At 62.6% G+C, this 26498-nt stretch carries 22 protein-coding genes; 7 read left to right on the top strand and 15 right to left on the bottom strand.

Annotated features, from left to right (window positions below; all coding sequences use genetic code 11):
• Positions 1–109 precede the first annotated feature (109 nt).
• The 4 genes from LPA37_RS20570 to LPA37_RS20555 form a co-directional block, all read right to left on the bottom strand.
• Positions 110–559 (bottom strand): MarR family winged helix-turn-helix transcriptional regulator, encoded by a 450-nt coding sequence (locus LPA37_RS20570; protein WP_229013546.1) that lies wholly within the window; start codon positions 557–559, stop codon positions 110–112.
• Between the two features lie 260 nt (positions 560–819).
• Complete coding sequence (locus tag LPA37_RS20565) at positions 820–2007, bottom strand: porin (RefSeq protein ID WP_228976553.1); 1188 nt, start codon at positions 2005–2007, stop codon at positions 820–822.
• 414 nt (positions 2008–2421) lie between these two features.
• Positions 2422–5139 carry a LuxR C-terminal-related transcriptional regulator gene (locus LPA37_RS20560; RefSeq protein ID WP_229013545.1) on the bottom strand — a complete coding sequence of 906 codons (2718 nt, stop codon included), beginning with the start codon at positions 5137–5139 and terminating at the stop codon, positions 2422–2424.
• Positions 5140–5930: 791 nt separating this feature from the next.
• Complete coding sequence (locus tag LPA37_RS20555) at positions 5931–7523, bottom strand: methyl-accepting chemotaxis protein (protein ID WP_229013543.1); 1593 nt, start codon at positions 7521–7523, stop codon at positions 5931–5933.
• A gap of 755 nt (positions 7524–8278) precedes the next feature.
• Here LPA37_RS20555 and LPA37_RS20550 point away from each other — a divergent pair.
• On the top strand, positions 8279–10645 hold the full coding sequence (locus LPA37_RS20550; RefSeq protein ID WP_324251897.1) for a mechanosensitive ion channel family protein: 2367 nt from the start codon (positions 8279–8281) through the stop codon (positions 10643–10645).
• 79 nt (positions 10646–10724) lie between these two features.
• Here the strand turns inward: LPA37_RS20550 and LPA37_RS20545 are convergent, their stop codons facing one another.
• The 7 genes from LPA37_RS20545 to LPA37_RS20515 all read right to left on the bottom strand — a co-directional run bounded on the left by LPA37_RS20545 (position 10725) and on the right by LPA37_RS20515 (position 17035).
• Positions 10725–11381 (bottom strand): amino acid ABC transporter permease, encoded by a 657-nt coding sequence (locus LPA37_RS20545; protein ID WP_228976561.1) that lies wholly within the window; start codon positions 11379–11381, stop codon positions 10725–10727.
• The gene (locus tag LPA37_RS20540; protein WP_229013541.1) at positions 11381–12130 is read right to left on the bottom strand and encodes an amino acid ABC transporter permease; all 750 of its coding nucleotides are present in this window, start codon (positions 12128–12130) and stop codon (positions 11381–11383) included. The genes LPA37_RS20545 and LPA37_RS20540 overlap by 1 nt, the downstream gene beginning before the upstream one ends.
• A gap of 66 nt (positions 12131–12196) precedes the next feature.
• The gene (locus LPA37_RS20535) at positions 12197–13021 is read right to left on the bottom strand and encodes a transporter substrate-binding domain-containing protein (protein ID WP_229013540.1); all 825 of its coding nucleotides are present in this window, start codon (positions 13019–13021) and stop codon (positions 12197–12199) included.
• Between the two features lie 38 nt (positions 13022–13059).
• Positions 13060–14136, bottom strand: a complete 1077-nt coding sequence (locus tag LPA37_RS20530) for an ABC transporter ATP-binding protein (RefSeq protein WP_229013539.1) — start codon at positions 14134–14136, stop codon at positions 13060–13062.
• A gap of 24 nt (positions 14137–14160) precedes the next feature.
• Positions 14161–15021, bottom strand: a complete 861-nt coding sequence (locus LPA37_RS20525; protein ID WP_229013537.1) for an ABC transporter permease — start codon at positions 15019–15021, stop codon at positions 14161–14163.
• The gene (locus tag LPA37_RS20520; RefSeq protein WP_228976571.1) at positions 15018–15950 is read right to left on the bottom strand and encodes an ABC transporter permease; all 933 of its coding nucleotides are present in this window, start codon (positions 15948–15950) and stop codon (positions 15018–15020) included. The genes LPA37_RS20525 and LPA37_RS20520 overlap by 4 nt, the downstream gene beginning before the upstream one ends.
• On the bottom strand, positions 15947–17035 hold the full coding sequence (locus LPA37_RS20515) for an ABC transporter substrate-binding protein (RefSeq protein ID WP_228976575.1): 1089 nt from the start codon (positions 17033–17035) through the stop codon (positions 15947–15949). Before LPA37_RS20515 ends, LPA37_RS20520 begins: the two co-directional genes overlap by 4 nt.
• Before the next feature lie 525 nt (positions 17036–17560).
• Between LPA37_RS20515 and LPA37_RS20510 the strand changes: the two genes are divergently transcribed.
• Positions 17561–18445: a LysR substrate-binding domain-containing protein gene (locus LPA37_RS20510; RefSeq protein WP_228976577.1), complete on the top strand. Its 885-nt coding sequence runs from the start codon at positions 17561–17563 to the stop codon at positions 18443–18445.
• A 45-nt stretch (positions 18446–18490) separates the two neighbouring features.
• On the opposite strand, the gene LPA37_RS20505 is transcribed toward LPA37_RS20510, so the two are convergent.
• Positions 18491–19570, bottom strand: coding sequence for a calcium:proton antiporter (locus LPA37_RS20505; protein WP_229013536.1), 1080 nt, complete (start codon positions 19568–19570; stop codon positions 18491–18493).
• A gap of 123 nt (positions 19571–19693) precedes the next feature.
• Between LPA37_RS20505 and LPA37_RS20500 the strand changes: the two genes are divergently transcribed.
• A complete protein-coding gene (locus LPA37_RS20500) occupies positions 19694–20848 on the top strand; it encodes an acyl-CoA dehydrogenase family protein (protein ID WP_229013534.1) in 1155 nt (384 codons plus the stop codon).
• Between the two features lie 141 nt (positions 20849–20989).
• Here LPA37_RS20500 and LPA37_RS20495 read toward each other — a convergent pair whose 3' ends face one another.
• Positions 20990–21355: a BON domain-containing protein gene (locus tag LPA37_RS20495; RefSeq protein WP_228976583.1), complete on the bottom strand. Its 366-nt coding sequence runs from the start codon at positions 21353–21355 to the stop codon at positions 20990–20992.
• Between the two features lie 238 nt (positions 21356–21593).
• On the opposite strand from LPA37_RS20495, the gene LPA37_RS20490 reads away from it, so the two are divergent.
• Complete coding sequence (locus tag LPA37_RS20490) at positions 21594–22247, top strand: DNA-3-methyladenine glycosylase (protein WP_229013532.1); 654 nt, start codon at positions 21594–21596, stop codon at positions 22245–22247.
• A gap of 223 nt (positions 22248–22470) precedes the next feature.
• The gene (locus tag LPA37_RS20485) at positions 22471–22800 is read left to right on the top strand and encodes a DUF4148 domain-containing protein (protein WP_228976585.1); all 330 of its coding nucleotides are present in this window, start codon (positions 22471–22473) and stop codon (positions 22798–22800) included.
• Positions 22801–23022: 222 nt separating this feature from the next.
• Here the strand turns inward: LPA37_RS20485 and LPA37_RS20480 are convergent, their stop codons facing one another.
• The gene (locus LPA37_RS20480; protein ID WP_228976587.1) at positions 23023–23466 is read right to left on the bottom strand and encodes a CBS domain-containing protein; all 444 of its coding nucleotides are present in this window, start codon (positions 23464–23466) and stop codon (positions 23023–23025) included.
• Positions 23467–23739: 273 nt separating this feature from the next.
• Here LPA37_RS20480 and ribA point away from each other — a divergent pair, with 273 nt between their 5' ends.
• Positions 23740–24387 carry a GTP cyclohydrolase II gene (gene ribA / locus LPA37_RS20475; protein WP_229013530.1) on the top strand — a complete coding sequence of 216 codons (648 nt, stop codon included), beginning with the start codon at positions 23740–23742 and terminating at the stop codon, positions 24385–24387.
• A gap of 119 nt (positions 24388–24506) precedes the next feature.
• On the opposite strand, the gene LPA37_RS20470 is transcribed toward ribA, so the two are convergent.
• Positions 24507–25400: an NmrA family NAD(P)-binding protein gene (locus tag LPA37_RS20470; RefSeq protein ID WP_229013529.1), complete on the bottom strand. Its 894-nt coding sequence runs from the start codon at positions 25398–25400 to the stop codon at positions 24507–24509.
• Positions 25401–25597: 197 nt separating this feature from the next.
• On the opposite strand from LPA37_RS20470, the gene LPA37_RS20465 reads away from it, so the two are divergent.
• Positions 25598–26470 carry an AraC family transcriptional regulator gene (locus LPA37_RS20465; RefSeq protein WP_229013528.1) on the top strand — a complete coding sequence of 291 codons (873 nt, stop codon included), beginning with the start codon at positions 25598–25600 and terminating at the stop codon, positions 26468–26470.
• Positions 26471–26498 lie beyond the last annotated feature (28 nt).

Genomic DNA, 26498 nt, shown 5'->3' with positions numbered 1-26498 from the left:
GTGTCGTTGCGATACGCGGGTTCAGATGTAAATCCCCGCACAGCGGGCTGGTCGAGCAGGCGCGTCTCGCACCGGCTGGTCATGCATCAGCCGGTATGCGTGACAGGCCTTATTCGGCTTGCCATCCGTGCGATTCGAGAAGCTTGTCCAGCAGATATCGCAGTGCGTCCATCTCCGGTTCGCTCAGACACCGGTAGAGTTCTTTGTCCCGCTTCTCCACCATCGGGGCAATTTTCCTGAAAATCTTCCGTCCTTCCGGCATCAACGAAATGATGACGCTGCGACCATCCTGATTGCTCGCCGTGCGCGACAGCAGTCCTTTTCCGATCAACGTCTCGGTAGTGCGGCTTGCCTGACTTTTGTCGAGGTTCGACCGGCGTGAGATGTCCATGACGGTTAGCGGCCCAAAGGCGCCGAGAACGCCAATAATCATCGCCTCTGGCATGGGCAGGCCAAGTTTCCCGCGGGACAACTCGCTGCTCATCCGGTCGGCGATCTTGCCAAGTGCCTTGAGCCGATAGGTCAGGGATTCATCAGGTGTAGGATCGGCCGTCGTCATGAAAGTGTAACGTGAGATTGCGGGGAGTCGCGCGTTCCTTGCTTCGCCTGACCAGTCGATCAACGCCCCGGTGGCAGAGAGCCGGCAAATCATACACTGATTGAACTCGCAAGCATTTCGTGCGCCGGCTGGGACGGCGTGCGAACGTGTTCGCCCAGACGTTGCCGGGCATATCCGGCACATAAAAAAGCCGCCTCGAACGAGGCGGCTTTGAATGCCGAAGAAGGCGTATCTGCGACCCGCCAGCCTGGCGTTCCGCCTCAGAAGGAGTGGCGGATGCCGACCATGCCAGCGGCGGTATTCTTGCCCACCGCAACCGGCTGGCCGTACACGAGAGTCTGGTTCATCGTGCCACGGTTGGAAACGTAGCCGACCTGACCATACAGCGTCGTTGCCTTCGACAGGCTGTAGTCGGCACCGAGCACATAGGCGTCCGACTGGTTCTGGTTATGCTTTTCGTCCTTCACGTAGTAGATGCCCGACGTGACTTCGAATGCAGGCGAAAAACGATAACCGATGCCACCCGTCCACATGTCGAAATCACCCGAGGCGACGCCCGCCGCGAGGTTGCCGTTCTCGTTCGCCGGGTTGCGACCGTTGCTGAACGAACCCGAGACCGAGAGGCCATGCCACGTGTATTTCCCGCCGAAGTAGACGAAGCGGTTGTTGTTCACGCCCGTAGCCGGGATCGGGGTCGCGCCTGGGTTTCCCGCAGTCGGGTACGGGTACGGGCTGGCGTCATGCCCGTTGTAGTAGACGGCTGCGGCATTCAGGCCGTAGTTCGAATACTTGAGCACTGCGGACTCGCGCGTGCCGCCCTGGAAATGACCCGCCACGCCGCCCGGAGCATATTCCAGCGCGACCGATGCGCCATGGAAGGAGGGCGAGTTGTAGACCAGCGCATTGCTGTCATACAGCGCACCGATGCTGCCGTTGGTGCTGTTTGCCGTCCAGCCCGACTGCTGGTTCATCGTGAGCCACGCGGTCAGGACGCTGCCGAAGAACCACGCGTTGCGCACGTCCGTATCTGCGAGGGCGTAAGCCATCGGTGCGAGCTGGCGACCGGCGTCGAACTTGCCGAACGCGCCCGATACGCCTACCGTTGCAATCTGGTTGAACATGGCTGTCGCACCGGCCGTGTCGCTCAGCTGGAACTTGCCGGTACCGCTATCGAAAGAGCCCTGGAGCCGGAAGTTGATCTTGTAGCCGCCGCCGATGTCCTCGGTGCCCTTCATGCCGAAGAGGCTCGAGTAAATGCCGCCGTCCTTCAGGCGGACGACGTGCCCAAGATCAGGGTTTTTTGAAGCGACCGGGAGGAAATTTGCGGCTGCAGTGTTTTGCCACAGCAAACCCGTATCCACTGTTCCGTACAGCGTCACTGACGACTGCGCGTGTGCGACACCTGCAAATGCGAGAAGTGCTGCTGCCCCTGTAATCTTTAACTTCATGCGGTCTCCGGCGTATTGATGGTCAATCTGACGCACCGCGGCAAGCCCCTGTGGATCCGCGCTGCTGTTAGATTGAGAGCATACGTAACCGCCTCGCATCTTTCCCCCCCATCAGAGGGGGGGCGGGTTTCCCGTAATTCCGGTACCGGCGAAAGACCGCTTCTCCATGCTGCATAAGGCTTTCAGGTAACTCCGGGAGAACATCGCGCGCTTCGCGCTACCCACCACTTCACGCTGCGTTGCGCATTTGTGACAAAAACTGGTTGATTTCACATCTATATTTATTTGGACCTGGAAAAGGTCGTCAGGATTTCCCTTAAGGGTTTTAACGGCATGCAGGCAAGGAGACGTCGAATCCGGTCTATTTGAAAAATCAACCATGTCATACCGGATTCACTGGGGCGGCCTGTTTGTTCATTCAGCCGAATCCGGACTCAACCGGGCCGTATCCTGAAGGAGACCCATGAGTTGTGCGCGACAGACAATCTGCTTGCGTGAAGTCACATCGAGTTTGACGAACAGATTCTTCAAATGCCATTTCACCGTTTCCTGGCCGATTCCCAGGGCGAGTGCGATTTCCTTGTTGGTGAGGTGGCGAGTGAGCAGTTCCAGCACGGAACGCTCCTTCGGCGTCAGCGTCATGCTGGGGATTGCACGATGCCCGCTCGTGCCCTCCGCCGCAGGCGTGGCGACCTCTGTCGTGGATCGATACACCCCGGCGTGCGAATGAGTTTGACGATTGCCTCCGGGAACGTTGGCCCACCCGGCGACGGCAGGGTGCAGGTCGAGCGGCACCAGCTTCATTCCGTATGACTCACTGAGGCCTGTCGCCTCGTTCAGCAGGTCAGCGGCGGGCTCCCCGCAGTTATCGAGGACGAAAGCCCGCAACGTCATCACGTCGACCCGCACGGCACCCTGATTCATTGCCTCGGCGCCGGCCTGCGCGCGCGCCAGATTCCGTCCGGCGGCCTCCCAGTCCTGGGCGGCCATGTCGGCATATGCGCGCGCGATGTCCTGATGCAGGAGCAGCGTGCGACGTTTGACGTGGTCATCTGGCGACGCGTGCCGCGCCACGATCTGGTCGATGCGTTCGACAAGCGTCCGGCATGTCGCGGCACGGTAGCGTCCACTATGCAACCGGATCTGCTCGGTCAGGCTGGCGACGCAAAGCCGCGGCGTGCCGCGTGCAGCGCCGATCGCGTCAAGCGTCCCCAGGAGGTCAAGCGCCCGATGGTCGGCGCCCGCGGCGGCGGCAATACGCGCAAGCGTCCGGTACGCCACGATGATCGCGTCGGGCGTGCCGCGCCGTTCCAGGATGTCGAGACGGTTGGCCAGTAGTGCAGTAGCTTCGTCGAAATCGCCGCGTGTGAACCGGGTCGCGGCAAGTAGCGCCGCGATCATGCAGGAGAAAGGGTGTCGCCGGCCAAGATCGTCGTCCGCCTGGACCAGCGCCGGGCGCAGGGTACGCTCGGCGAGCAGCATCTGCCCTTCAAGCAGATAGCCAAAGCCCGTCATGTAGTCGCGCCAGCGGCTCACGTAGCGGCAGGCGACCGTGGATCCACCACGCGGCGTTTGCCGCAGCAAATGGCGCGATGCGGCGTACTCGCCCAGCATCGTTGCCCGCGCGGCAAGCCGGTTCGCATGCACCTGCTGCAGCCAGGCGTCGTCAGTCGGAGGCGTGTCGCCCCAACGCTCCATCACGCGAGCCGCGCGGTCGGGTTCGTCGGAAAAATACGCCGCCGCGCTCAGGATAAGGTCGACTTCGTATTGCACCGCCTCCTCGGGCTCGGCGCTACGCAATATGGCCTGAGCCTGGATCTGCGCTTCCTGGTGACGGTCGCTCATTGCCAGCGCCCACGCAATCGCAAGGCGCATACGCGGATGCTGGTCCAGCACCGTCTCCGGCAGCCAGTCCAGCCATTCGAGCACGTCGACGAGACGCCCCTGCGTCAAGGCTTCGTGGAGGCTGCGCTGTGCGAGTGCGTAGGCGGTCTCGGTCTCCCCGCACGCGAGGGCGTGGCGCGCAGCGGCTTCGGTCATGCCCTCGTCAGCCAGCCATTGCATCGCGCGCCTGTGCAGATCGAGCCGTAACGTGTCGGGGAGTGCAGCCAGACGCACGCGCAAAGCTTCGCGGGCCATCGAGTGCAGCCGGAACCACTCGCCACGCCCCTGCGCGCTGAAAAAGAGGGGTGTTTCGCTGGCAAGACGCAAGAGCCGTTGCCTTGCGTCCGGCATCCCGGTGAGCGCTGCGCAGAGGTCGGCGTGCATGAGGTCGACGATCGAGACGCGCGACAGGAAATCGGCGTCTTCGGGGCTGAGTCGTTCGAGCAGCGCCATCACGAACTGTTCGCGAATGCCGCCCGCGCTGCTGGCGAAGGCGTCAATCGCGGAAACGGGATCCTGTGTATCAGCGATGGCGGAAAGGGCGAGTTGCAGGCCAAGCGGCCAGCCCTCGGTGATGTCGTGCAGCCTCGCGCTCGCGTCAGCACCGACCTCGGCACCGAAACGGCTCGCAATCAACGAGATGGTTTCATCGAGGCGAAAGCGCAGCGACGAGGCATCGACCGTCGCGCAAAGACCGTAGGGACGCAGGCGTGAGATGACCTTGTCGTAACCGCCGCGGGCGGCAACCACGACGCGCAGGTTGGCGGGCAGGTTTTCGAGCAGGTGGCCGAGCACCTCCTGACTCGCCTGCTGCAACTGCTCCGCTTCGTCGAGTATCAGGACGATGTCGAGCGCTGTGCGCGCGACATCGGCAAGCCACACGATGACGCCTTCGAGCGGCGCGTCTGGCGCGGCGCCGCCTTCCAGCAGACGTCTGCCGAAGGTTGCCCGCCCGGAGCCGGTCCGGACGGCCAGCGTCAAACCCACGAGCAGGCGCCGTGGATCGTCTCGCCCGTCAAGCGAGAGCCACGCCGCCGCGCTGCCGCGCATCAGGTATTCGTGGCGCCACTGGATCAGCAGTGAGGTTTTCCCGAAGCCCGGTGGCGCCTGCACGATCGTCACCGGACATTCGCGAAAGCGCCCACTTTCCGCGCTCAGGCGCGCTCGCGCGAGCATGTGTCGCGGTGCACGGGGAGGGCAGATCTTGAGGGTCAGTTCCGGGCTGGCAACGGGTAGTTGATTTGTCATCGGTCTGGTTGCACCTCAAAACTTGCCGCGGGGGATCGAGTGTCGAGCCCCCATTTTGTTCCTTGCAAGGCACGCGTGCCCCTTTCCGCGCGGGAGGGGAATGTGGGGTCATGGTTTCCTGCCATTGCAACCGTCTACTGTAACCCTTTTACAGAATGGGCAGGCGAGGAGATCGTCAATGTGGCCGCGTGTGCCGGGTATCAACGCGACTCTCCAGCCTGCTACACAGGTGGCTATGTCTTCTGGGCGCTGTGCATGCGGAAGACGAGGGCGCATTGCCCCCGTGCTGGTTAGCCATGCAGTCGGTGATCACGTAGGTACGACAGACCGTGCACCTGCTTCAGCGCTGCAAGGAAGCGCGACGCTTCAGTCGGGTTCGGAACCGCGTGCCGGAAGTTTGCGCTGAAGTCGATGAACTTCTGCTGCTGAGCCTTTGCGAACACGGGCGGCATGACGATCCCGAATCGAATGTTGCGCGTCCGCCCGTCAGCAGGGCCGCGCTGACCGGGCTGTCGTCGGCGCTTGCCCGATGCGCCAGGCTCGTGCGGTAAGCGAGGGGCCGGGAGGAGAGCGCCATTCTGCCCGCGGCGCTTCGCCATCTGAGCGGTGGAGTGGGCGCAGCTTCATACGAAACGCCATGGCGCATGCCGGGCGAGCGCCAGCGCAAGCGTATCGGGTACGTTTGCGGGCGTGGGCGACATGCTTTACAAGGCGACGCAGGCTGGCGAGTATCAGCGGGCTTTGCGATAACCCGCGCTCCGCTGGCCGGCGAAGCGTTGTCAGCCACCTGTCTATCCCGCCCCAATACCGTGGAGAGCAGGTGTCGGGCCGATGCCGCGATCGCCGAGTGTGAAGACGGCCACCGCGTTCTTCTGCTGCGCGGCCATCTGGTCGAGCGATTGGGCCGCCGCTGAGGCCTCTTCGACCAGCGCGGCATTCTGTTGCGTCACCTCGTCCATCTGACCGACCGCAAGATTGACCTGCTCGATGCCGCGGCGTTGTTCCTCGGACGCTACCGAGATTTCGGCATTGATGTCTGCCACGCGTTTGATGGCCTGCAGCACCTGCTCCATCACGCGCCCGACCTCTCCCGCCTGCTCCGACCCGACGCGCACGGTCTGCACCGAGTGCTGGACAAGATCCTTGATCTCCTTCGCCGCACTCGACGCGCGCTGGGCAAGACTGCGAACCTCGCCCGCGACAACGGCAAAGCCGCGACCCTGCTCGCCCGCGCGCGCTGCTTCCACCGCGGCATTGAGTGCAAGGATATTCGTCTGGAACGCGATGCTTTCGATGAGTGTGGTGATGTCGCCGATCGTCGCGGCACTGGTTGATATGTCACCCATCGTTGCCAGCATGCGGCCGACAACGGCGTTACCGGCGTGGGCAATTTCAGTGGCGCTGGATGCAAGGGTTGTCGCCTGATGTGCGTTCCCTGCGTTCTGGCGGACCGTCGCCGTGAGCTGTTCCATGCTGGCGGCTGTTTCCTCAAGCGAGGCAGCCTGCTGCTCCGTGCGGGACGAGAGATCGGTGTTGCCAGCGGCGATCTCACCCGCGGCGACCGAGATTGACTCACTGGAACTCTTGATGCCGCGTACGACATCGGTCAGTTGCCGGTCCATCGTCCTGAGCGCATGCAGCATATTGCCGAACTCGTCGTTCGACACAATGGTGATGTCGTTGTCGAGCTTGCCGCCAGCGATGCGTTCGGCCACATCCACCGCGGACCTGAGCGGACCGAGGATCACCTTCAGGAGATAGGCCGCCGCACAGATGACAACCACGAACGCCATGAAAAATCCTCCCCATTCGAGGCACCTCACCAGAACATAGAGGTGTTCGCTTTTCTGGTTGGATTCCTCGATCTGGGCAACCTGCATGGCGGAATTCCTGTCCAGCCCGTCAGAGAGACTGACGCTGACGGACATCAGCTTGTCCAGGGTCGCAGCAGCACCGGCAGGATTGCCGGCATCGATATCGGCCACTGCGGCGTCGACGAGTGAGAGGAACTCGTTGACGCACGTAGCGATCCGGTTCGCGACTGCGCGCTTCGCGTCGTCGGTCAGCCTGCCCGGGTAATAGTCGGTCCACGAGGCGGTCAGTTTCTTTTCCAGTTCGCGAATGTGTGCTTCTGTCTGCCGCACTTCGCCGGGATCGCGCTGGGCAAGCAGTCGCATCAGTGCGATATGGATTCCCAGTGCGTTGATCCGGGTTGCCGCGAGATCTTCCACCGGTACCGTTTCATGGGCATAGCTGTTCGCGCGGTGTTCCTCGAGCGCGCGCGCTCCTCGCGCCCCAATCACGCCGTTGATGAAAACAATCGTCAGGCAGGCACCGAGAGCCGCGTACACCTTCAACCTGATCGAGCCTTTGAGCTTCTGCATGCGTAACCTGATCGACAGTGAGTGGGCATGTTGCCCTGATATTGCCAGACGTTTTCAGTAATCTGGATGCGTAGTCAACAAAACGATTGTCGGCACGAATCCGTAATTATTTAGGGTTTTCAGAAAAAATAGTAGATGTCACAACTATATATTGAGATCGAGGGGGCGGCGACGGACGGCCTTGGGACCGGAACCGGAAAGGGCGTTACCATGTTGTCGTGAACTGACAGGCCGCGTTTCAGGTGCGCCGGTCAGACCGCCATCGCCTGGCTGGCGAGGGCGAGCGATGCCGCGGCTGTCAACTGCATACCGATGTCTGGTTTCGTGGAAGCGGTTCGATGTAAATATAGTGAAAGTTGCTGCGAAGCCGACGTTGTGGACGGGACTTCCGCGAGCGAGGGATCGACGGTGCCTGCTGCACGCGGCGCGCATTGCAGATGACACAGCGACGCTTGATGCGCTAACCTTGGCGCGAGAGTACCGAAGGGCGTCGCTTCATGCGGGTGCAGGCAATTGTCCGTAGTTCCGGTACGAAGCGCAGACGGATCGTGGCTGGACGCTTCGCATTCGCGTTAGCCCGTGACCCGGCTCTTAGGGGTGACCTTTCGTCAGGGATCTCCATGGCAGCATTTATGCGGTGTGAAACCCACCATGCCGGGGTCTTCACAAGACCGTGGACTCGCGCAGTTCTACATGCTGGCTTGTGGCGCACACGTACGCTGCGCGCCGTCTGGTGTGCGTGCTTATGGCTGACCGTGGCCAGCTGCCTTCTGCTCTTTACGACGGCCGGCAATCCGGCATTAGCCGTGCCGCTTCCCGCCGCGCTGCAAAACTTCGCCAACAGGGCGAACGGTGCTTCAGCGCAGCCGGCCTCGGCAGTACAGGCTGCATCGGCACCTTCGCCCGCCAGCCAGGCTGAACTCGCGAGCTCGCTGGACAACCTGATCGGCACGCTCGAGAACGATACACAACGCAAAGCGCTCGTCGCCCATTTGAAGGGGCTTCGTGAAGGCACCCAAAGTGTTGCGCCCGCGGCGCAGACACCCCTGCCGTCCGCACAGGCCAACAGCGATCTGCTCGGCGCGATTGCATCAGGCATTGCGTCCGTCGAGACGGATCTGAACGAGGGTCGCACACCGCTGCATTACTGGGTGGCCCGTTCCAGAGTGGCGGCAAATGAGCTGCGGGCCATCGTGTCGGGTGAGAGCGGCGAGTCGCCCGGCATCGTTTTGCGCGGCATGACCGCGACGCTGGCGGTCTGGGGCGGGTGCGCCGGCTTGCTGATCTATCTGCAGCGGCGCCTTCGCATACGTTATGGCTGGGACGTCGCGCTGAAGCCGAATCCGACGTCGATAGAACTGTTGAACTTCGCATTGCAGCGGGCGGGTCCATGGATTCTCGCGTTCGTGGCGGTGCTGCTGTTCGTGCGTGGAATGCCCGATGCGCTCGGCCGCACGCTGGGAGTCGTGATCGCCTACTCGATCGTTGCAGGCTCGATCTTCTCGGCAATCTGCATGATCATGTTCTCGGTCTTCAGTTCGGCACACCGGCGTACCGCGGTCCAGCAACTGCTCGCGCGAAGCTTCTGGCCGCTTTTCGCGATCGGCGTATGTGGCGCGCTCGGCGACGCTACGGCGAACCCGGATGTCACACAGCTGCTGGGCGCGAATCTCTCCGGGCTCGTGTCGGCATTCGCAAATGTGGCGGCGGTTCTCCTGATCGCATATTTCGCGCTCGCTTACCGGCGGCCCGTCACGCATCTGATACGCAATCGCCCGTATGCGCGAAGGCGCGATCACAAACTCGCCACGGAAGCGTTCGATATCCTTGCGTCGTTGTGGCACATCCCGATCCTCGTGATCGCGATCGCATCGATCGTCGCAATCGTCGACGCACGTGGCGCGGCCGGGAGTGTATTGCAACTGTCGCTTTTCAGTGCGCTGTTACTTGTGCTCACGCTGTTCGCGTCGGCACTCCTGCTGCATTTCACACGTCGAAGGGATACGCCCAGGCAGCGCCGCGCGCCGCATCTGATGCGACTCGTGCGCTTCGCGAGCACGCTGTTCATTCTTCTGGTGTGGCTCGCGTTCATCCAGTTCGAACTGGACTTGTGGAGTGGTCCGATTGCGCGCCTGGTCAGGCACAGTGCGATGACACCGGCTTTCAGGCATGCGCTGATTGCAGTCATCGCCACGGTCTTCGTTGCCTGGTTCATCTGGATTCTGATCGACACCGCAATTCTTGAAACACTGGGTCCGGGCAGTTCGCGTAACAAGGCGCTCAATCCTGGCGTGCGCGCCCGCACGATGTTGCCGATTGTGCGTAACGCGGTTTTCGTGACGGTAGCGAGCCTGGCTGCCACCATTGCCGCCGCCAGTCTGGGCATCAATCTGACACCGCTTCTTGCCGGTGCGGGCGTGATCGGTCTCGCAGTCGGTTTCGGTGCAAAGACGCTCGTGACCGATCTGATCACGGGGCTCTTTATCATTGTCGAGGAAACAATCTCGGTCGGTGACTGGATCGAGATCGATGGTGGCCATGCGGGCGTTGTCATGGACCTGACGATTCGAACGGTCCGGCTGCGTGACGGGCAAGGCGCGGTACACACCGTTCCGTTCTCGCAGATCAAGATCGTGAAGAACCTGTCGCGCGACTTCGCCAACGCGTTATTCGAGGTGCGGGTGCCGTTCTCCCTTGATCTGGAGGAAGTCACGCGCATGATCACGGAAGCAGGCGCCGAGCTGATGCAGGATTTTCGCCTCAGCAGCGAGATATTGGGGCCGGTCGAAGTGTGGGGGCTCGACCGCTTTGAGACCAACTGGATGGTCGTGAAAGCGCAGATCAAAACGAAGCCGCTACAACAGTGGAGCGTGGCGCGCGCCTTTAACGCGCGGCTCAAGCGCAAGATGGACGAGGCCGGGATCGAGATTCCCGTGCCGCACATGCAGCTTCACACCCCGTCGAATGGACCCGGTGCGTGGTCGCCACCCGACCATGACGCCGAGGACGGAAGTCGCCCGGCGACCGGGGCAGACGGCCCGGCCGGACGCACGCCGGGTGCTGCCATGCCGCGGGAGCGCCGCGTGCCAGGGGAGCCTTCGACAGAACCACGGACGGGGTAGCCGGCTTTCATTTCACCGGCTGGCGCGTCAGGCAGCGCTACGGTCCGTACCTGGGATACGCGTCAATGATGCGCAACGTTTACCGATGCTGTCCGACCCGCGCCTTGCGTTCGAGCGAACGCGCATACCAGGTCAGCGGAAAGCACATCGCGAAGTAGAGCAATGCGACCATGCCGTAGATCGGGAACGGACGAAACACCGCATTGGTGATCATCGAGCCGGTCTTTGTGAGTTCGACAAAGCCGATGATCGATGTAAGCGCTGTGCTTTTCACGACCTGCACGAGAAAGCCTACGGTCGGCGCCGTTGCGATCTTGCGCGCCTGTGGCCATACGATATAGCGCAACTGCTGCGTGTGCGTCATGCCAAGACTCGCGCCCGCCGCCCACTGGCCGCGCGGCACGGCTTCGACGCAACCGCGCCAGATATCCGCGAGATAGGCACTCGTATAGAGCGTGAGCGTGACGGTCGCCGCGACCCATGGCGAAACGTCGATGCCCAGCAGCGGCAGCCCGAAGAACGCGAGGAAAAGCTGCATCAGTAGCGGCGTGCCCTGAAACAACTCGACGTAGAGCACGACGACGCGTCGCAGCCATGACAGCGGCGACACACGTGCGGCGAGCAGGATCAGCCCGACCGTGCCGCCGCACACAAAGGCGATCAACGAAAGAAGTACGGTCCAGCGTGCTGCGAGCAGCAGGTTGCGGGCGATATCCCAGAGCGTGAATTCCATCATCACGAACGCTCCGCAGGCAACGCGCGCGTACTGCGCCATGCAAGGACAAGACGCAACAGGCCGCGCGGCGTGGAACGCGAGCGCGGCATGCGACCGGCGAAGAGGCGCGCGCCGAGACGGTTCATCAGCAGCCGCAACGCGATCGAAAGGAACAGATACGTCGCGGTGATGATCACGTAGCTCTCGAACGAGCGGAAATTGCGCGACTGGATAAAGTTGGCCGCGTACGTCAGGTCCGGCACCGAAATCTGCGAGACCACCGCCGAGCCGAGCATCACGATCAGCACCTGGCCCAGCAGCGCGGGAAAGACGTTCGCGATTGCCTGCGGCAGCACCACGTGACGAAACACCTGACGCCCGTGCAGCCCGAGTGCCATCGCGGCCTGTACCTGGCCGCGCGGAATCGAATCGATGCCGGCGCGTACGATTTCGGTCGCATACGCGCCGAGATTCACCGACATCGCGAGAACCGCGGCCGAGACTTCGTCGATATGAATACCGAGCCCCGGCAAGCCGAAGAAAATGAAAAACAGCTGCACGATAAACGGCGTGTTGCGGATCAGCTCCACATACGCCGCGACCACCATGCGCGCCCAGCGCGGGCCGCCGATACCGATGCCCGCACCGGCAATGGCGATGAGCCCGCCCAGCACCGTCGATGCGGCGGTAAGCCCAAGGGTGACGCCGACGCCACGGGCAAGCAGACCCGTGTATATGCCGAAGCCGCTGAAATCGAACACATAGCTCATGAGGTGCTGGTCATCGTCTGGTGAAGCCCGGGTGCGGCAGACGCGGCCCGGGCCTGCGCTGTCGGCTTAAAGATCGGCCGGCAGCGGCGTGCGCAGCCACTTCTGCGAAATCGCGTTCATCGTGCCGTCCTTACGTGCCTTCGAGATCGTTTCGTCGACCTTTTGCAGCAGGCGCGGCTCGTTCTTGTTGAGGCCGACGTGATCCGGCGAGCTGAACAGCGCGAATTTCTGTTCCGGATCGATCGCGGGGTGACGGGCGAGAATCGTCGCACCCACGTCGTTGCCGACCACCATCAACTGTACCTGACCAGAAAGAAATGCAGAAATGGCGCCGTTCGGGTCGTCGAAACGTTTGATCGTGGCGGTCGGCGGGGCGATCCTGGTGACGCTCAGATCTTCCAGCGTGCCGCGCGCCACCGAAATCGACTTGCCGGCGAGGTCGTTCGCGTTCTTGACGGCCAGCGATTTCGGACCGAACACGGCGAGGTAGTACGGCGCGTACGGCTTCGAGAAGTCGATGACCTTTTCGCGCTCCGGCGTCTGGCCGACGGAGAGCAGCATGTCGGCCTTGTGATCGGCGAGGTACGCCATCCGGTTGTCGCCCGTCACGGCGACCAGTTCAACCTTCGCGTTGAGCGTCTTGCCGATCAGGTTGGCGACGTCGATGTCATAACCCATCGGCTTCATGTCCGGACCGATCGAGCCGAACGGCGGATAGTCCATGAAAACGCCGACGCGCACCACGCCGGTCTTCGCGATCGTGTCGATGGCATCGGCGTGTGCAGCCGGTGCATACGCGCCGAGCGCCACGGCGCTGGTCAATGCAAGCGTGGCAGCCGTCGCCTTGAGCATGCGGCGTGTGCGTGCGTTGAGGGAGTGAAGGGTGGTCATGAGTCGTTCCTCTGTCGAAAACGTGGGTACTGGAAATATCAATGCGTGGTGCGGGCTGCAATCAGTTTGCACGCGTGCGCAGGCAGTTCGGCAAGCACGGGCATGCCGGTCGCGAGCCCCGGCGTTTCGCGCGGCGTGGTCGCGGCGGTGAGCGTGAAACCCGCGCAGTCGATGGTCGCTTCGAGCGTGGCGCCCACGTCGCGAATGAACGTGACGGTGCCGGCCAGCTGGTTGCCGCTCTTTTCACCGGAAGCCGGTTTGACGCAGACGTCCTCGGGACGGATGAGAAGGCGTATTCCGTCGCCGGCCGCCGCGGCGACGCGCACCGGATTCGCCACGATGATCTGCTGGCCGCCTGGCAGGCTGACGCCGCCGTGGCCGTCGTGCGTAACCGGCAGTATGTTGCCAAGGCCGATGAAACCGGCGACGAATTCGCTCACCGGATCGCGGTAGATATCGAGCGGTCTGCCGACCTGCGCAATGCGGCCTTTTTCCATCACGACGATTTCGTCGGCCATGGTCATGGCTTCGCGCTGGTCGTGCGTGACCATGATCGTCGTGATGCCGAGGCGCTGTTGTAGCAGCCGGATTTCGACCTGCATCGCTTCGCGCAGTTTGGCGTCGAGCGCGGAAAGCGGTTCGTCGAGCAGCAGCAGTTTTGGCGACGAAGCGATCGCGCGCGCGATCGCCACACGTTGACGCTGGCCGCCCGAGAGTTGCGTCACCGGCCTGTTCGCCATGTGAGGCAGCTGGATCAGTTCGAGCAGCTCGGCGATCCGGCGCGATTGCGCGGCCTTGTCCGTCTTGCGCAGACGCAGCGGATACGCGATGTTTTCCGCGACGCTCATATGGGGAAACAGCGCGAGCGACTGGAACACCATGCCGAAATCGCGCCGGTTCGCGGGCACATGCGTGAGGTCCTTGCCGGCGAACATCACGCTGCCCGAGGTGGGTGTTTCGAGCCCGGCGATGATCCGCAGCAGCGTGGTCTTGCCGCAACCCGACGGGCCGAGAAAGCAGACGAGCTTGCCGTCGGGCACGCTGAGGTCGACGCTGTCGACAGCGGTCGAGCCGTTGAAGCGCTTCGTCACGGATTGCAAGGTCAGATGCGTCATGGTGATTCCTCAAGCTTGCACAAGTTAGAGCGCGACACCTTCGTCGCCGACCAGTTTTTCCAGCGCCCAGATCAGTACGAAATCGATCGCGACGATGAACACCGCGAACGAAAACACGGTGGGATCGAGCGACGACACGGTGCGGCTGTAAAGCCACACCGGCAGTGTCATCGTGTTGATGCCGTAGAGGAAAAACGTCACGGTGAATTCATTGAACGAGATGATGAACGCGAACAGCATGCCGGCGAGAATACCCGGCTTCATCAATGGCAGCACGACGTCGATCAGCGCGCGTCGCGGGCTCGCGCCGAGCACGCAGGCCGCTTCCTCGAATTCCAGGCCGATCGTCGCCACCAATGCCGCGCAGTTCTTCACCGTGAACGGCAGCGCGAGAATCACGTGCGCGATGATGAGCCTGAACACGCCGAGTTCGACCGGCAGCGCGTTGAATACCAGCAGCAACGAAAGCCCGAGCATCACGAGCGGATAGACGAGCGGCAACGCGACCAGTTGCTCGACCGCCGGTTTGCCGCGAAAGCGGTAACGCGACAGCGCGTAGGCGGCGGGCACGGACACCAGCGTCGCGATGATCATGGTCGAGATCGCGACGATCAGGCTCGTGGAGAGCGCGCTGCCCATCGAGAGCACGTCGCTTGCATCGGGCGAGACGAACGTGTGCCACGCCGCGCGATACCACTGCAGACTGTATGCGTGCGGCGGAAAATCGAGCGTGTCCGATGCGCTGAACGACATCGTGATCATCGTGAGGATCGGCAGCGCGGCGAGAAACAGCACGATCGCGGCGAGCAGGCTCGACATCTTGCCGAGGCGGCCGGGCATCGTCGAGGGCAGGCGGAACGTGCGCGAACGGGCGACGGTGCTCATGCTTTCGGCTCCACTTCGAGACGTTGCGTGCGGTGCACGAGGCGCTGCGAGATCGCCATCACGACAAGCGTCGCGACCATCAGCACGATGCCCGATGCAGAGGCCGCCGGCCAGTTCAGGAGCGGCGCGACCTGATCGTGGACCAGCACGGCGAGCATCGGCACGCGTCGGCCGCCGAGCAGCAGCGGCACGGCAAACGCGCTGGCGTTGTAGGCGAATACGAGCAGCGCGCCCGATACAAGACCGGGCATCGCGAGCGGCAACATCACATGACGCAGCGTTTGCATGCGTGTCGCGCCGAGCGTGGCGGCGGCTTCCTCGTAAGAGCGCGACACCGCGCGCATCGCGCTCGAAAGCGGCAGCACGGCGAGCGGGAACGCGGTCTGGATCAGCCCGAGCAGCACGCCGTGCTCGCGATAGAGCCACTGCACGGGGCGATCGACGAGACCGCTCGCGATCAAGGCGTGATTGAGCAGGCCGGCCGGCCCGAGGATCACGAGCCAGCCATATCCCTGCAGCAGCAGATTCACGAGTAGCGGCAACAGCACGCCCGCCAGCAGCAGGCGACGCGCCAGCCGCGATTCGGTGCGCGCCATCGCCAGCGCGACCGGGATCGCCAGCAGCACGGCGCACACCATGCTCTGGAACGCGAGCCGCAAGGTCAGCCACAACGATTTCATGAAGTAGCTGTCGGCGAGGTCCGCGTAGTTCTGCAGCGTGAAGCCGTGCCATTCGTGACCGGACGTGCCGAAGCTCATCCGCAGCACGACGAGCGCCGCGGCCGCCAGTACCGCGAGAAACGCGAGGATCGGCGCGAGCAGGATCCACGGACGGGCCCGCGCGAGCAGACCGTCCGACGTGCCCGCTCCCGGTTCATCCGGTGCACCGGAGCTGGCGCGCGGCGACGAAAGCGCGGGCATCGTGGTCATGCCGCGAAGATTTCGGTGTAGCGCTTGATCCACGCGGGTTGCACGCTGGCGAGCGCCTTGTCGTCGTGCAGGATGGCTTTTTCGGCGATCTGCTGCGGGCTCGGCACGAACGCACGGCTCTCCGCGGGAATCTGCGCTTTCGAATTCACCGGGCCGTTCAGCACGTCGGCCGCCATGCGACCTTGCACGCCGGCGTCGATCGAATGGTTGATGAACGCGTGGATCAGATCGATGTTGCCCGGGTGCGCCTTCGGAATCACCGTGAACATCAGCTGCGTCGCGAAACCTTCCTTCATGCCATACGTGATGCCCATCTTGTACTCGGGCTTGCGGATCTGCGCCGGAAAAAAGGCCGGCGAATAGATGCCGCCGATATCGAGCGAACCGGTACGGAACAGGTCGGCCACCTGGTTCGGATTTTCGCCGAGCGTCATCACGCGGTCTTTCAGCAGCGCGAGCTTCCTGAAGCCCGGCTCGATGTTCTGCTGCGAGCCGCCCGCGAGCTTCGCCGAGATGATCGCGAGATCGACCGCTTCGGCCCATTCCGGCGGCGGCAGGAAAATGCGGCCGGCGTACTTCGGGTCCCACAGCGCTTCGTACGATGCCGGCGGCGTCTTGACGGTCGCGGTGTTGTAGATCAGGCCGTCGGACCACAGCAGGTAACCGACGCCAAAGCCATTCGCGCCCGTGCGGTACTGCGCGGGTACGTCCTTGAGATTGGGCAGCTTGTCGAGATCGGGCTTGACGAGCAGACCCGCATCGCCGAGCCCCGAGGCGCCGACGCCTGCCAGCGTGATCACGTCATAGGTCGGACGGTCGCCCGCGGCCTTCGTCTTGGCGACCATGCCGGAGGTGCCGTCGGCGCGGTCGGCGATGACTTTCGCGCCGGTCTTTTCGGTGAACGTGGCCGCGATGTTGCGCATGGCGGCGGCGCCCGTGTCGTCCGACCAGGTCAACAGACGCAGCGTCTGACCGGCGAACTTGCGTTCCTGCGCATTCACGTTGATGAACGGCATCGGCAGCGTGGAGGCAGCGACTGCCGCACCGATCGTCTTGATTACCTGTCGTCTTTTGATGTCATGCATGGCCGTCTCTCCCGTTGTGAACGTTGCAACCCGGCGCAGCCGATGGTGTGGCGCGTTGATGCACTCTAGGTTTGCCAAAATCACGCAACAAACGAAATCTCTGCATGGAAGCCATGACGGATTCTCATGCGCTTCGGGGCGGAGCACGCCAGATGGCGGCCTGTGCCAATCGTGCGAAGGCTTGGGGCAGCGCCGTGTGCGGGTTTACGTCCAGCGTGGCAGCGCAGGCTGCGCGGACTGGAGGTATGAGGAAAGGTCTGTCATGGTGCGAAAAACACGCGTGCGGCACTAAAGCGGTGCGTAAGCCGCATGAAGAACGGCGCTCCGGTGTCATCCCCGAACTGTTTTTTCATGGTGCAGCGGCCTGACGATCGACGTGCCCATGAGACGAACGCATGCGTGCGCGGGCAAACGCCAGTCGTGCAGGTGTTTTGAATGGCGTATCCTGCGGGCGTGACACGCATCCGCGCATTGGATCGATACGCGGGCTGCAATGCATTTTCCTGATAGCTGGGCGCCCCCATCATGCGACGACTTCCCCCTCTTAACGCCCTGCAGATTTTCGAAACGGTCGCGCGGCATCGCAGCTTCACGCGTGCCGCGGATCACCTGTGCCTGACGCAAGGCGCGGTCAGCCGCCAGATTCTCGCGCTGGAAGACTATTACGGCTTTCCACTGTTTAAACGGCATGCAAAGGGTCTTACGCTGACCGCCGAAGGCGAATCGCTGCTGCCTGCCGTCAAGGAGAGCTTCGCGCGGATCGAGGAAATCTCGTTGCGCCTGACGCGTCAACGCACGGATCTGGCGTTGAAGGTGCCGACCTGCGTGATGCGCTGGATGCTGCCGAAGATCATGCAGTTTCAGGCGGAATATCCCGACCTGCACGTGCAGGTCACCACCACGTGGCAGCACGACGTCGATTTCCAGATCGAGCCGTTCGACGCCGCGATCGTCTACGGTTCGTCGCCGGGGGCGGACGTGCAGTCGGTGGCGCTGTTCGAGGAACGCCTGACGCCCGTCTGCGCGCCGGAACTCCTCGACGACAAGCCGCTTGGCAGTGTCGCCGATCTCGCGCGGCACACGCTGCTGCATCCCACGCGCGATCATCGCGACTGGAAGATGTGGCTCGATCACGTCGAGGCCCGCGATATCGATGCGAATCACGGCCCAAGCTTCGATACGCTCGATCTCGCGACGAATGCCGCGCTACAGGGCTTTGGCGTCGCGATCAGCGACCTCGCGCTGATCGACGAGGACGTCGCGGCGAAGCGGCTCGTGCGGCCGTTCGATACCGTGCTGACCACGGGCGCGCGCTATTACTTCGTGTACCCGGACAGCGTCGCGCATCAGCAGAAGCTCAATCTGTTTCGCGAATGGATCGCGGAACACTGGACTGAAACGATCGCCTGAGCGGTTGCGCGGGCCTTGAAAAGCACGTCCGCAAGGCCCGTGCCCTCAAGGCGCGATCGACAGGAACAACCACGCGGCGAACAGCGACAGATGCACCGCGCCTTGCAGGATCGTGGTGCGGCCGGTGCCGAGCGTCAGCGTGCCGACCACGAGCGTCAGGAACAGCAGCACCATGTCCTTGCCGTCGATCCCGAGTTGCAGCGGCTGACCGATATAGAGAAACACGACCGCGACGGTGGGAATCGTCAGGCCGATACTCGCGAGCGCCGAACCGAGCGCGAGATTGAGGCTGGTTTGCAGACGGTCCGCGCGCGCGGCGCGCAACGCGGCGAGCGCTTCCGGCAGCAGCACGAGCGCCGCGATCACGATTCCGACGACGGCCTCTGGCAGGCCCGCATTGGCCACCGCCGTTTCCACCACGGGCGAGAGCAGCTTCGCGAGCAGGACAACCGCGACGAGACACACCACGAGCAGACCGGCGCTCAGCAGGGTCACCCGTGCGCTGGGCGGCCCGACATGGGCGTTTTCACCGGAGACGTCGGCCAGAAAGTAATCGCGATGCCGCACGGTCTGCACGAACACGAATACGCCATACAGCACGAGCGACGACACGCCCGCAAACGCCAGTTGCGAAGGCGTGAGCACGGGCCCGGCGGCGCTGGTGAAATTCGGCATCACCAGCGTCAGTACCGAAAGCGATGCCAGCACCGCAAGCGCGGCACTGGCGCCGCGAATCTGGAAATCCTGCTCCCGATGGCGGATGCCGCCTGCAAGCAGGCACATCCCCACGATCCCGTTACAGACGATCATCACCGCGGCAAACACCGTATCGCGTGCAAGGCCGGCTTTCTCGGGGCCCGCGCTCAGCATCACGGAGACGATCAGCGCCACTTCGATCACCGTCACGGCGACGGCGAGCACCAGCGTGCCGAACGGTTCGCCCACGCGATGCGCGACGACTTCCGCATGGTGGACGCCCGCGAAGACCGCACCCGCGAGCGCGGCGCCGACGAGCGCGAGCAGTACGGCATTGCCTGGCAGTAGCGCGGCGGCAGCGAGCACGATCCAGCCGGCGACCGGCACCCACAGTGTCCAGCGTGGCAGCAGCGTCGATGTTGTAGTCATGCGGGGAGTTCCTGTCCAGTATGGGTGTCGACGGGCGGTGGGCGGCCGCGGAGGCAGCCAGCCTGTACGCTAGAATAAAAAAATTATCGAGGCATGATGAAACTGCAATCTTAAGGAGACTTCGTGATCCGCAGTCAGGAAACCTTGAACATGCTGCTAGACAGCATCAGCCGCTTTGTTCGTGAGCGCCTCGTACCCAGCGAGGAGATCGTCGCGGAAACCGACCAGATTCCGGCTGGCCTGCTGCAGGAAATGAAGGATCTCGGTCTCTTTGGCCTGTGTCTGCCCGAAGAGCACGGCGGCCTCGGCCTCACGATGGAAGAGGAAGTGCTTGCCGCGATGGAGCTCGGCAAGACCTCGCCTGCGTTTCGCTCGGCGATCGGCAGCAACAACGGCATCGGCTCAACCGGCATTGTGATCGACGGGACGCCTGCGCAAAAGGAAAAATATCTGCCGCGCCTCGCATCGGGCGAACTGATCGGCTCGTTCTGCCTCACCGAACCGGAAGCGGGCTCGGATGCCGCGTCGCTGCGGACCACCGCCGTGCGCGACGGCGACCATTATGTGCTGAACGGCACCAAGCGCTTCATCACGAATGCGCCCGAAGCCGGGCTCTTTACCGTGATGGCGCGCACGGACCCGGCCGGCAAGGGGGCGGGCGCGATCTCGGCGTTCGTTGTCGAAGCCGGGACGACGGGGCTGTCGCTTGGCCGGATCGATCGCAAGATGGGCCAGAAGGGTGCGCATACGTGTGACGTGATCTTCGAGAACTGTCGCGTGCCGGCGGAAAACCTCATCGGCGAAAAAGAAGGTGTGGGTTTCAAGACCGCGATGAAGGTGCTCGACAAGGGACGTCTGCATATCGCGGCCGTCGCGACAGGCGCCGCTGAACGCATGCTGGCCGATGCGCTGCGTTATGCGATGGAGCGCCGGCAGTTCGGCAAGGCGATAGTGGAATTCGAATTGATCCAGGCGATGCTCGCCGACAGCAAGGCGGAAATCTACGCGTCGCGCTGCATGATCGTCGACGCCGCGCGCCGGCGCGATGCGGGTGAGAAAGTGACGGCCGAATCGTCGTGCGCGAAGATGTTCGCCACGGAAATGTGCGGGCGGGTGGCCGACCGCGCCGTGCAGATTTTCGGCGGCGCGGGTTATATGAGCGAATATGGCATTGAGCGGTTCTATCGCGACGTGCGCCTTTTCCGGATTTATGAAGGCACAACGCAGATTCAGCAAATCGTCATTGCCCGCGAAATGCAGCGAAGTTTTGAAAGCTGAATGATGGCTTTAATCGCTGTTCAACAGCACCGGTTATAAGTCCGCTCTAAAAGCGCGTTATAAAGACGCCGGGAATATGCGAAAAAAACGCCGCCTCTTTCGAGGGCGGCGTCTGGCGGGGATGAATCGGCCCGCTTGCTATTACGTGCCTTCCGGACGAACCGACAGTGCGTTCTTCACGGACGTCACGCCTGCCACGCCCTTGGCGACTTCCGTTGCCTTGTCGCTTTGACCCTGTTCCGGCACCGTGCCTTGCAGCGTGACAGCGCCGTCGCGTGCGCGAACGGTAATGTTGGCGACGCTTACACCCTTGGCCTTCGACAGCGCTGCACGCACCTTTTTCTGGAGCGCGCGGTTAGCTGCCTTGGTCGCCTTGTATTGCTGCTTGGCGCCAGCTGTCGTCGACGTATCGGGAGCGGTGGCGTCGCTTGCCTGGGCATAGGCGCTGATCGATGCCACGACGAGAAGTGCGCTACCTGCCAGTTTGATTGCGTGGATTGCCTTCATGCATTTTCTCCTGTTGTCACAATTTTGCGCGGGTTCCGGGCGGAACCGTTGCCCTACACCACCAAGGTACTTCTGGATTGAGTCGCGATGGAACGGTGTTCTGGTATTGCTTTGTAAATGGCGATAATGCAGACAGAAGCGCTAAAACACCTGCCGGTATGCCTGTTCAGTTGTGCCGGAAGGTAAAGATACCCCAAATGGTGCCATAGTGACTGCCACGCGACCACGAAATGAGGCTTTGACGCAACGTATCACACCGCAACCCGCGCGCATCGTGCCGCTCAGGCGTGATGAACTACCCGTCGACACGATAGAACTCGCGCGCTTCATGGTCGGTAAATACCTCGTTCACGATATACCGGAAGGTCGTATCAGTGGGCGGATAGTCGAAATGGAAGCCTATCCGCTGGGCGATTCGACAAGCCATGCCTTTCAGGGACGTCGCCCCTATAACGGGTCGATGTTCCTCGAGCGGGGCCATGCGTATGTGCGGCTGACATACGGCACAGCGTACATGCTCAATATGTCGAGCGAAACCGTCAATATCGGCGCGGGCGTTTTGCTTCGCGCCGTCGAGCCTGTCGATGGCATCCCGCTCATGGAAGCGAGGCGGCCGCGCGTGCCGCTGCGCGATCTCGCGCGTGGGCCCGGGCGGCTTACGGCGGCGTTCGGCATTGGGCAGTCGTTCGACGGCCGCGATCTGTGCACCGGGCGCGATTTGTGGATCGGCAAGGATGAAGACGAGGCAGACCCAGCCGTCGCGGCGACGAAACGGATTGGCCTTTCACGCGAAATGCATCGGCCATTGCGTTTTTATATGCCCAACAGCGCATACGTCAGCGGACCGCGCCGACTCCTTTTACTGCCTTCGACGGGCATATCGGGCGTCTGAATCCGGGATTCCCTTCAATCGTTTACGATTCCTGCGATTATTACGGTAAATATCGACTGACAAGGCTTTCAACCAACCTGCATGCCCGTATTCTTGCGAATCTCGCAAGTGTTTATGTCTGAAATAAGGGTTTTCCCTTTGTGCGGTGGTGACTACACTGAATTTAGTCGCTCGACACATCATGTGTTTTGCGCAGGCAAAAACAGCGTTCTGGAGGTGAGTCATGAAATCCCTGATCAAGGTGGTTGTCGTCGCTGCAGTCCTTGCTGCTCCGGTTATTTCGTTTGCCCAGACGAACCAGCCCGTAACCCGCGCTGAGGTGCGTCAGCAATTGATCCAGCTTGAACAGGCGGGCTATGACCCGGCGCGTAGCGATCCACAATATCCGGCCGATATCCAGGCTGCCGAGCAGCGTGTGAATGCGCAGAACATGGCCACGGCGCAGGCGCCGGCCGCCGATACAAGCGGTTACGGTATGGGCACGCACGGCTCTTCGCAATCGGGCGCTTCGGGTATGACGCCGCAACAGCGGAATGTCTACTTCGGCAATTAATCGCTCGCCGTCAGCCGTTACTACATGAACTGACGGCCTGCGTCGCATGCCGGCTTTCGCCCTGGGGCATGCAGATGTCCCAGGGCGAAAGCCGATGCAACCTTTTTCAAGGAACCTCCGCCGCCATACAGGTGGCTTCGCCCAATCCTCGCGGTTTGGGCGCTTTTTCGTTGCCGCCTGCGCCGTGTGATGCGCGGTGACTGCACTGCAATGCGGACGCCGCTACGCGGGCCGCTCTCCTGTGATGTACAGCTCCAGTTGCTGGATCGTGAACTGCTGCTCCGCGATGATGTTCTTCACCAGATCGCCAATCGACACCATGCCGACGAGTTTTTCCCTGTCGATGACAGGCAGGTGGCGCATGCGGAAGTCGGTCATGATCGCCATGCAGTCGTCGGTGGTCTGCTCGGGCCGCACGAAGCGCACTGCGCGGCTCATGATGTCGCGCACGGGCGTCGCCTTCGATGCGCGATCCATCAGCACGACCTTTCTCGCGTAGTCACGTTCGGTGATGATGCCGGCGATGCTGTCGCCATCCATGACGACCAGTGCGCCGATCTGCCTGTCCGCCATCAGTTTGATCGCGTCGTAGACGGAATCCCCGGTCGTGACCGTGTAGACGGTGTTGTCCGGCTTCGTTTTAAGTACTTGCGCAACGCTTGTCATGGAGCGGCTCCGTATCGCAATGCAGCACGTCGGTGGGTGGCGCGCTGTCGTGTAGACAGGCGATTCCAGTATAGGCGCGCTCTGCCGTTGCGCGCCACGTGCGGTGGTTCATGCTTCAGGCTGAAGCGGGGCGTTCCGTGGGGTTGAACCGGTGCGCTATGCCGAATAGCGGTAAACTCCAGTCCAGTCTTGACCTGGCTTCAACGCCGGGATCGATCTCCGGGTTTTCGTCCCGGCCATGCATCAGATCTGTCCGCACTCTTGTCCAACGCCATGTCCACGCCTTACGTACCGTCCACGAACTGCGCATCCGACGACACCGAATGCGTCGTGCTCGACGCCACCGCCACGCTCCCCACCCGTTATGGCACGTTCACGTCATACGTCTTTCGCGTCGTCGAAAACGGAGCGGAGCATCTCGCGCTGGTGATGGGCGACATCACGACCGGCAAGTCCGTGCTGACGCGTCTGCATTCGGAATGCCTGACGGGCGACGTACTGGGTTCGTATCGCTGCGATTGCGGCGAGCAGCTCGATCAGGCGCTGCGCTATATCGCTGCGGAAGGTTGTGGCGTACTGCTGTATCTGCGCGGTCACGAAGGGCGCGGCATTGGGCTTAGCAACAAGATCCGCGCCTACGCGCTGCAGGAGCAGGGGCGCGACACCGTCGAGGCGAACCTTGATCTGGGCCTGCCCGACGACGCCCGTGAATACGATTCGGCCGCCGCGATCCTGCGTCTCCTGAAGGTCACGTCCGTGCGACTGATGAGCAATAACCCGAAGAAGTTCGACACGCTCACGAAACACGGCATCCCGGTGTGCGAACGCGTGGCGCTCGCCATTCCGACGCGCGAGGAAAACGAGCGTTATATCCGCACGAAGCAGGTCAAGTTCGGACACTACTTCGAAGAAAACGAATAACCGCGTTTGCTGTTCGCGCATGTCGCGGTGCGCGGTGCCGGTTGTGCCGGTCATGCGCGCCGTGGTCGTTTGTGCCGGTCACGTCAGGTTAGTAGCGTCTCCTGAGTGTTTGCACCGTTTCATTGAGCGTCCAGCACGGCCTGTCTGACGAGCGGCGCGAGTACGTCCGCGAGTGCGGTCGTACCGAAACGGCGCCCGGTGACATTGGCTTCGATATCGATGTGCCCCGCGTTGTGCGCATCGTAAAGATCCACGATGAGGTTTGCGTGCTTCGCGCTTAAGCCGCCCCTGGTGAGCACCGAAAACCATTGATCGCGTGGCAATTCACGCGCGACGATCTCACGCCCCGCTTCCTGCTGGATCACGCGCGCGACGTCCATCGGCGAGACGCGCACCATCGCTTCAATGCTGACGATACGGGTTGCGGTGACCGGTGGTCCTTCGCGCAACAACGTCGCGGCCAGCGCGCCGACATCCTGCGCGGCGACGCTCGGGAAGCGTTTCGTGAGCGGATGATGCAGGCCTGGCAGCATGCCGGTGGCGAGCGCGACGGGTATCGCGCGGCTCCAGTTCTGCATGTGTTCGGCTGAGCGAAGCAGCGTCAGACGCGGCACACTCGCGCTGAGCTGCCGTTCAAGATAATGGAAGAGCCGCGTAATGCCGGTATTCATGTCGAGCTCGGCGCCGTAATCGGAGATCGCGAGCACATGTTGCGGCGGGTTGGCGCGCAACGCCTGAGCGGCGACATCGATCATGGTGTGCATTGCATGTTCAGGGTCTGCGTGACCGGACGGCACCGGGCAGATCATCTGCACGGCCTGTGCGCCTTCAATGGCCTTTGTGACCGAGGCCAGATCCATGAGGTCCGCGAACGCGATCTCACACCCGGTCGCCTTCAATTCTTTTGCCTGGTCCGCACGCCTGACGACAGCGCGTACCGGAAGGCCGGCTTCGCGAAGCCGGGTAGCGGTGAGACGGCCTGCATGTCCTGTTGCGCCGAAAATGACAAACACGTGGCACTCCTCGTCGATGAATGAATGGCGTGAGTCCATCATGGGCGAGCGGTGCAACCAGGATGCACATACACGGACCGGTTTGAGCAGATCCGGATGATTTTTTTCGACGAACCGCACGACAATGAACGCCTGCAGAATCGCCCGAATGGCATCACAATGGGCGCACCCAATGTCCCCTGTCAGAAGGAAACGTCATGAACACCGCGCGCCCTTTGCCTGTCCCGCCAGCCGGAAGAACAGTCAGCCCGCGTTCGAGCGCATCGCCCGGCTGGCGAGGTTTCGGCGCGGCGCTGGTGGGTGTTGCGGCGGGGTCGCATCGCATTCCGGGCACGCCGTATCACCGCATTGGCGTGCATGTCGGCGCACCGGTGAGAGCGCGCTGCCGGTGCGACGGTCGCCGCGTGTCGCGGATCCAGGCGCACGGCGATATGGACGTCATCCCCGCGGGGCTCGACGGCGAATGGACGGACGACGGCGACTGCACGATCCTGCGCATCTGGATTGACGACACCTTTGCGCGCACGACGATGGAGCAACTCGACGCGAGCCCTTCGCGTACAACATTGCGCGCGCAATTCCAGCTACGCGATCCGCGCCTGCAACATCTTTCGTGGGCATTGCGGGCAGAACTCGAGGCCGAGGAAGCATCGGATGCGCTGTATGCGGAAAGCCTGTGCACGGCGCTGATCGTCAGGCTGACGGCGGGCGTTCCAGAGCGGGACGACCGTCGACGCACGCTCGCGCCGATCATGGCGACACGGGTCATCGACTACGTCGAGGCCAACCTCGACCAGCCGCTCACGCTAACGGAACTCGCTGCCGTCGCTGGCCTGAGCGTGCCGCATTTCAAGGCGTTGTTCAGGGAGACGCTCGGCACGCCGGTGCATCGGTATGTGATCCAGCGCAGGGTCGAGCGGGCGAGAGCGTTGCTGCTGGAGGGACGGCTGAGCGTCACGCAGATCGCGCTGGAGACCGGTTTTGCCCATCAGAGTCATATGGCGCATTGGGTCAACCGGCTACTGGGTGCGGCACCGCGTGACATTGCAGGAGCGGGGCGGCGCGGATAGCGCTGTGGGGCCAGTTGCGCCGCTCCAC

Source organism: Paraburkholderia gardini (assembly GCF_907164545.1).
Taxonomy (GTDB): domain Bacteria; phylum Pseudomonadota; class Gammaproteobacteria; order Burkholderiales; family Burkholderiaceae; genus Paraburkholderia; species Paraburkholderia gardini.
The sequence above is the reverse complement of the archived record's forward strand: the minus strand, read 5'-3'. Positions and strand labels throughout refer to the sequence as shown.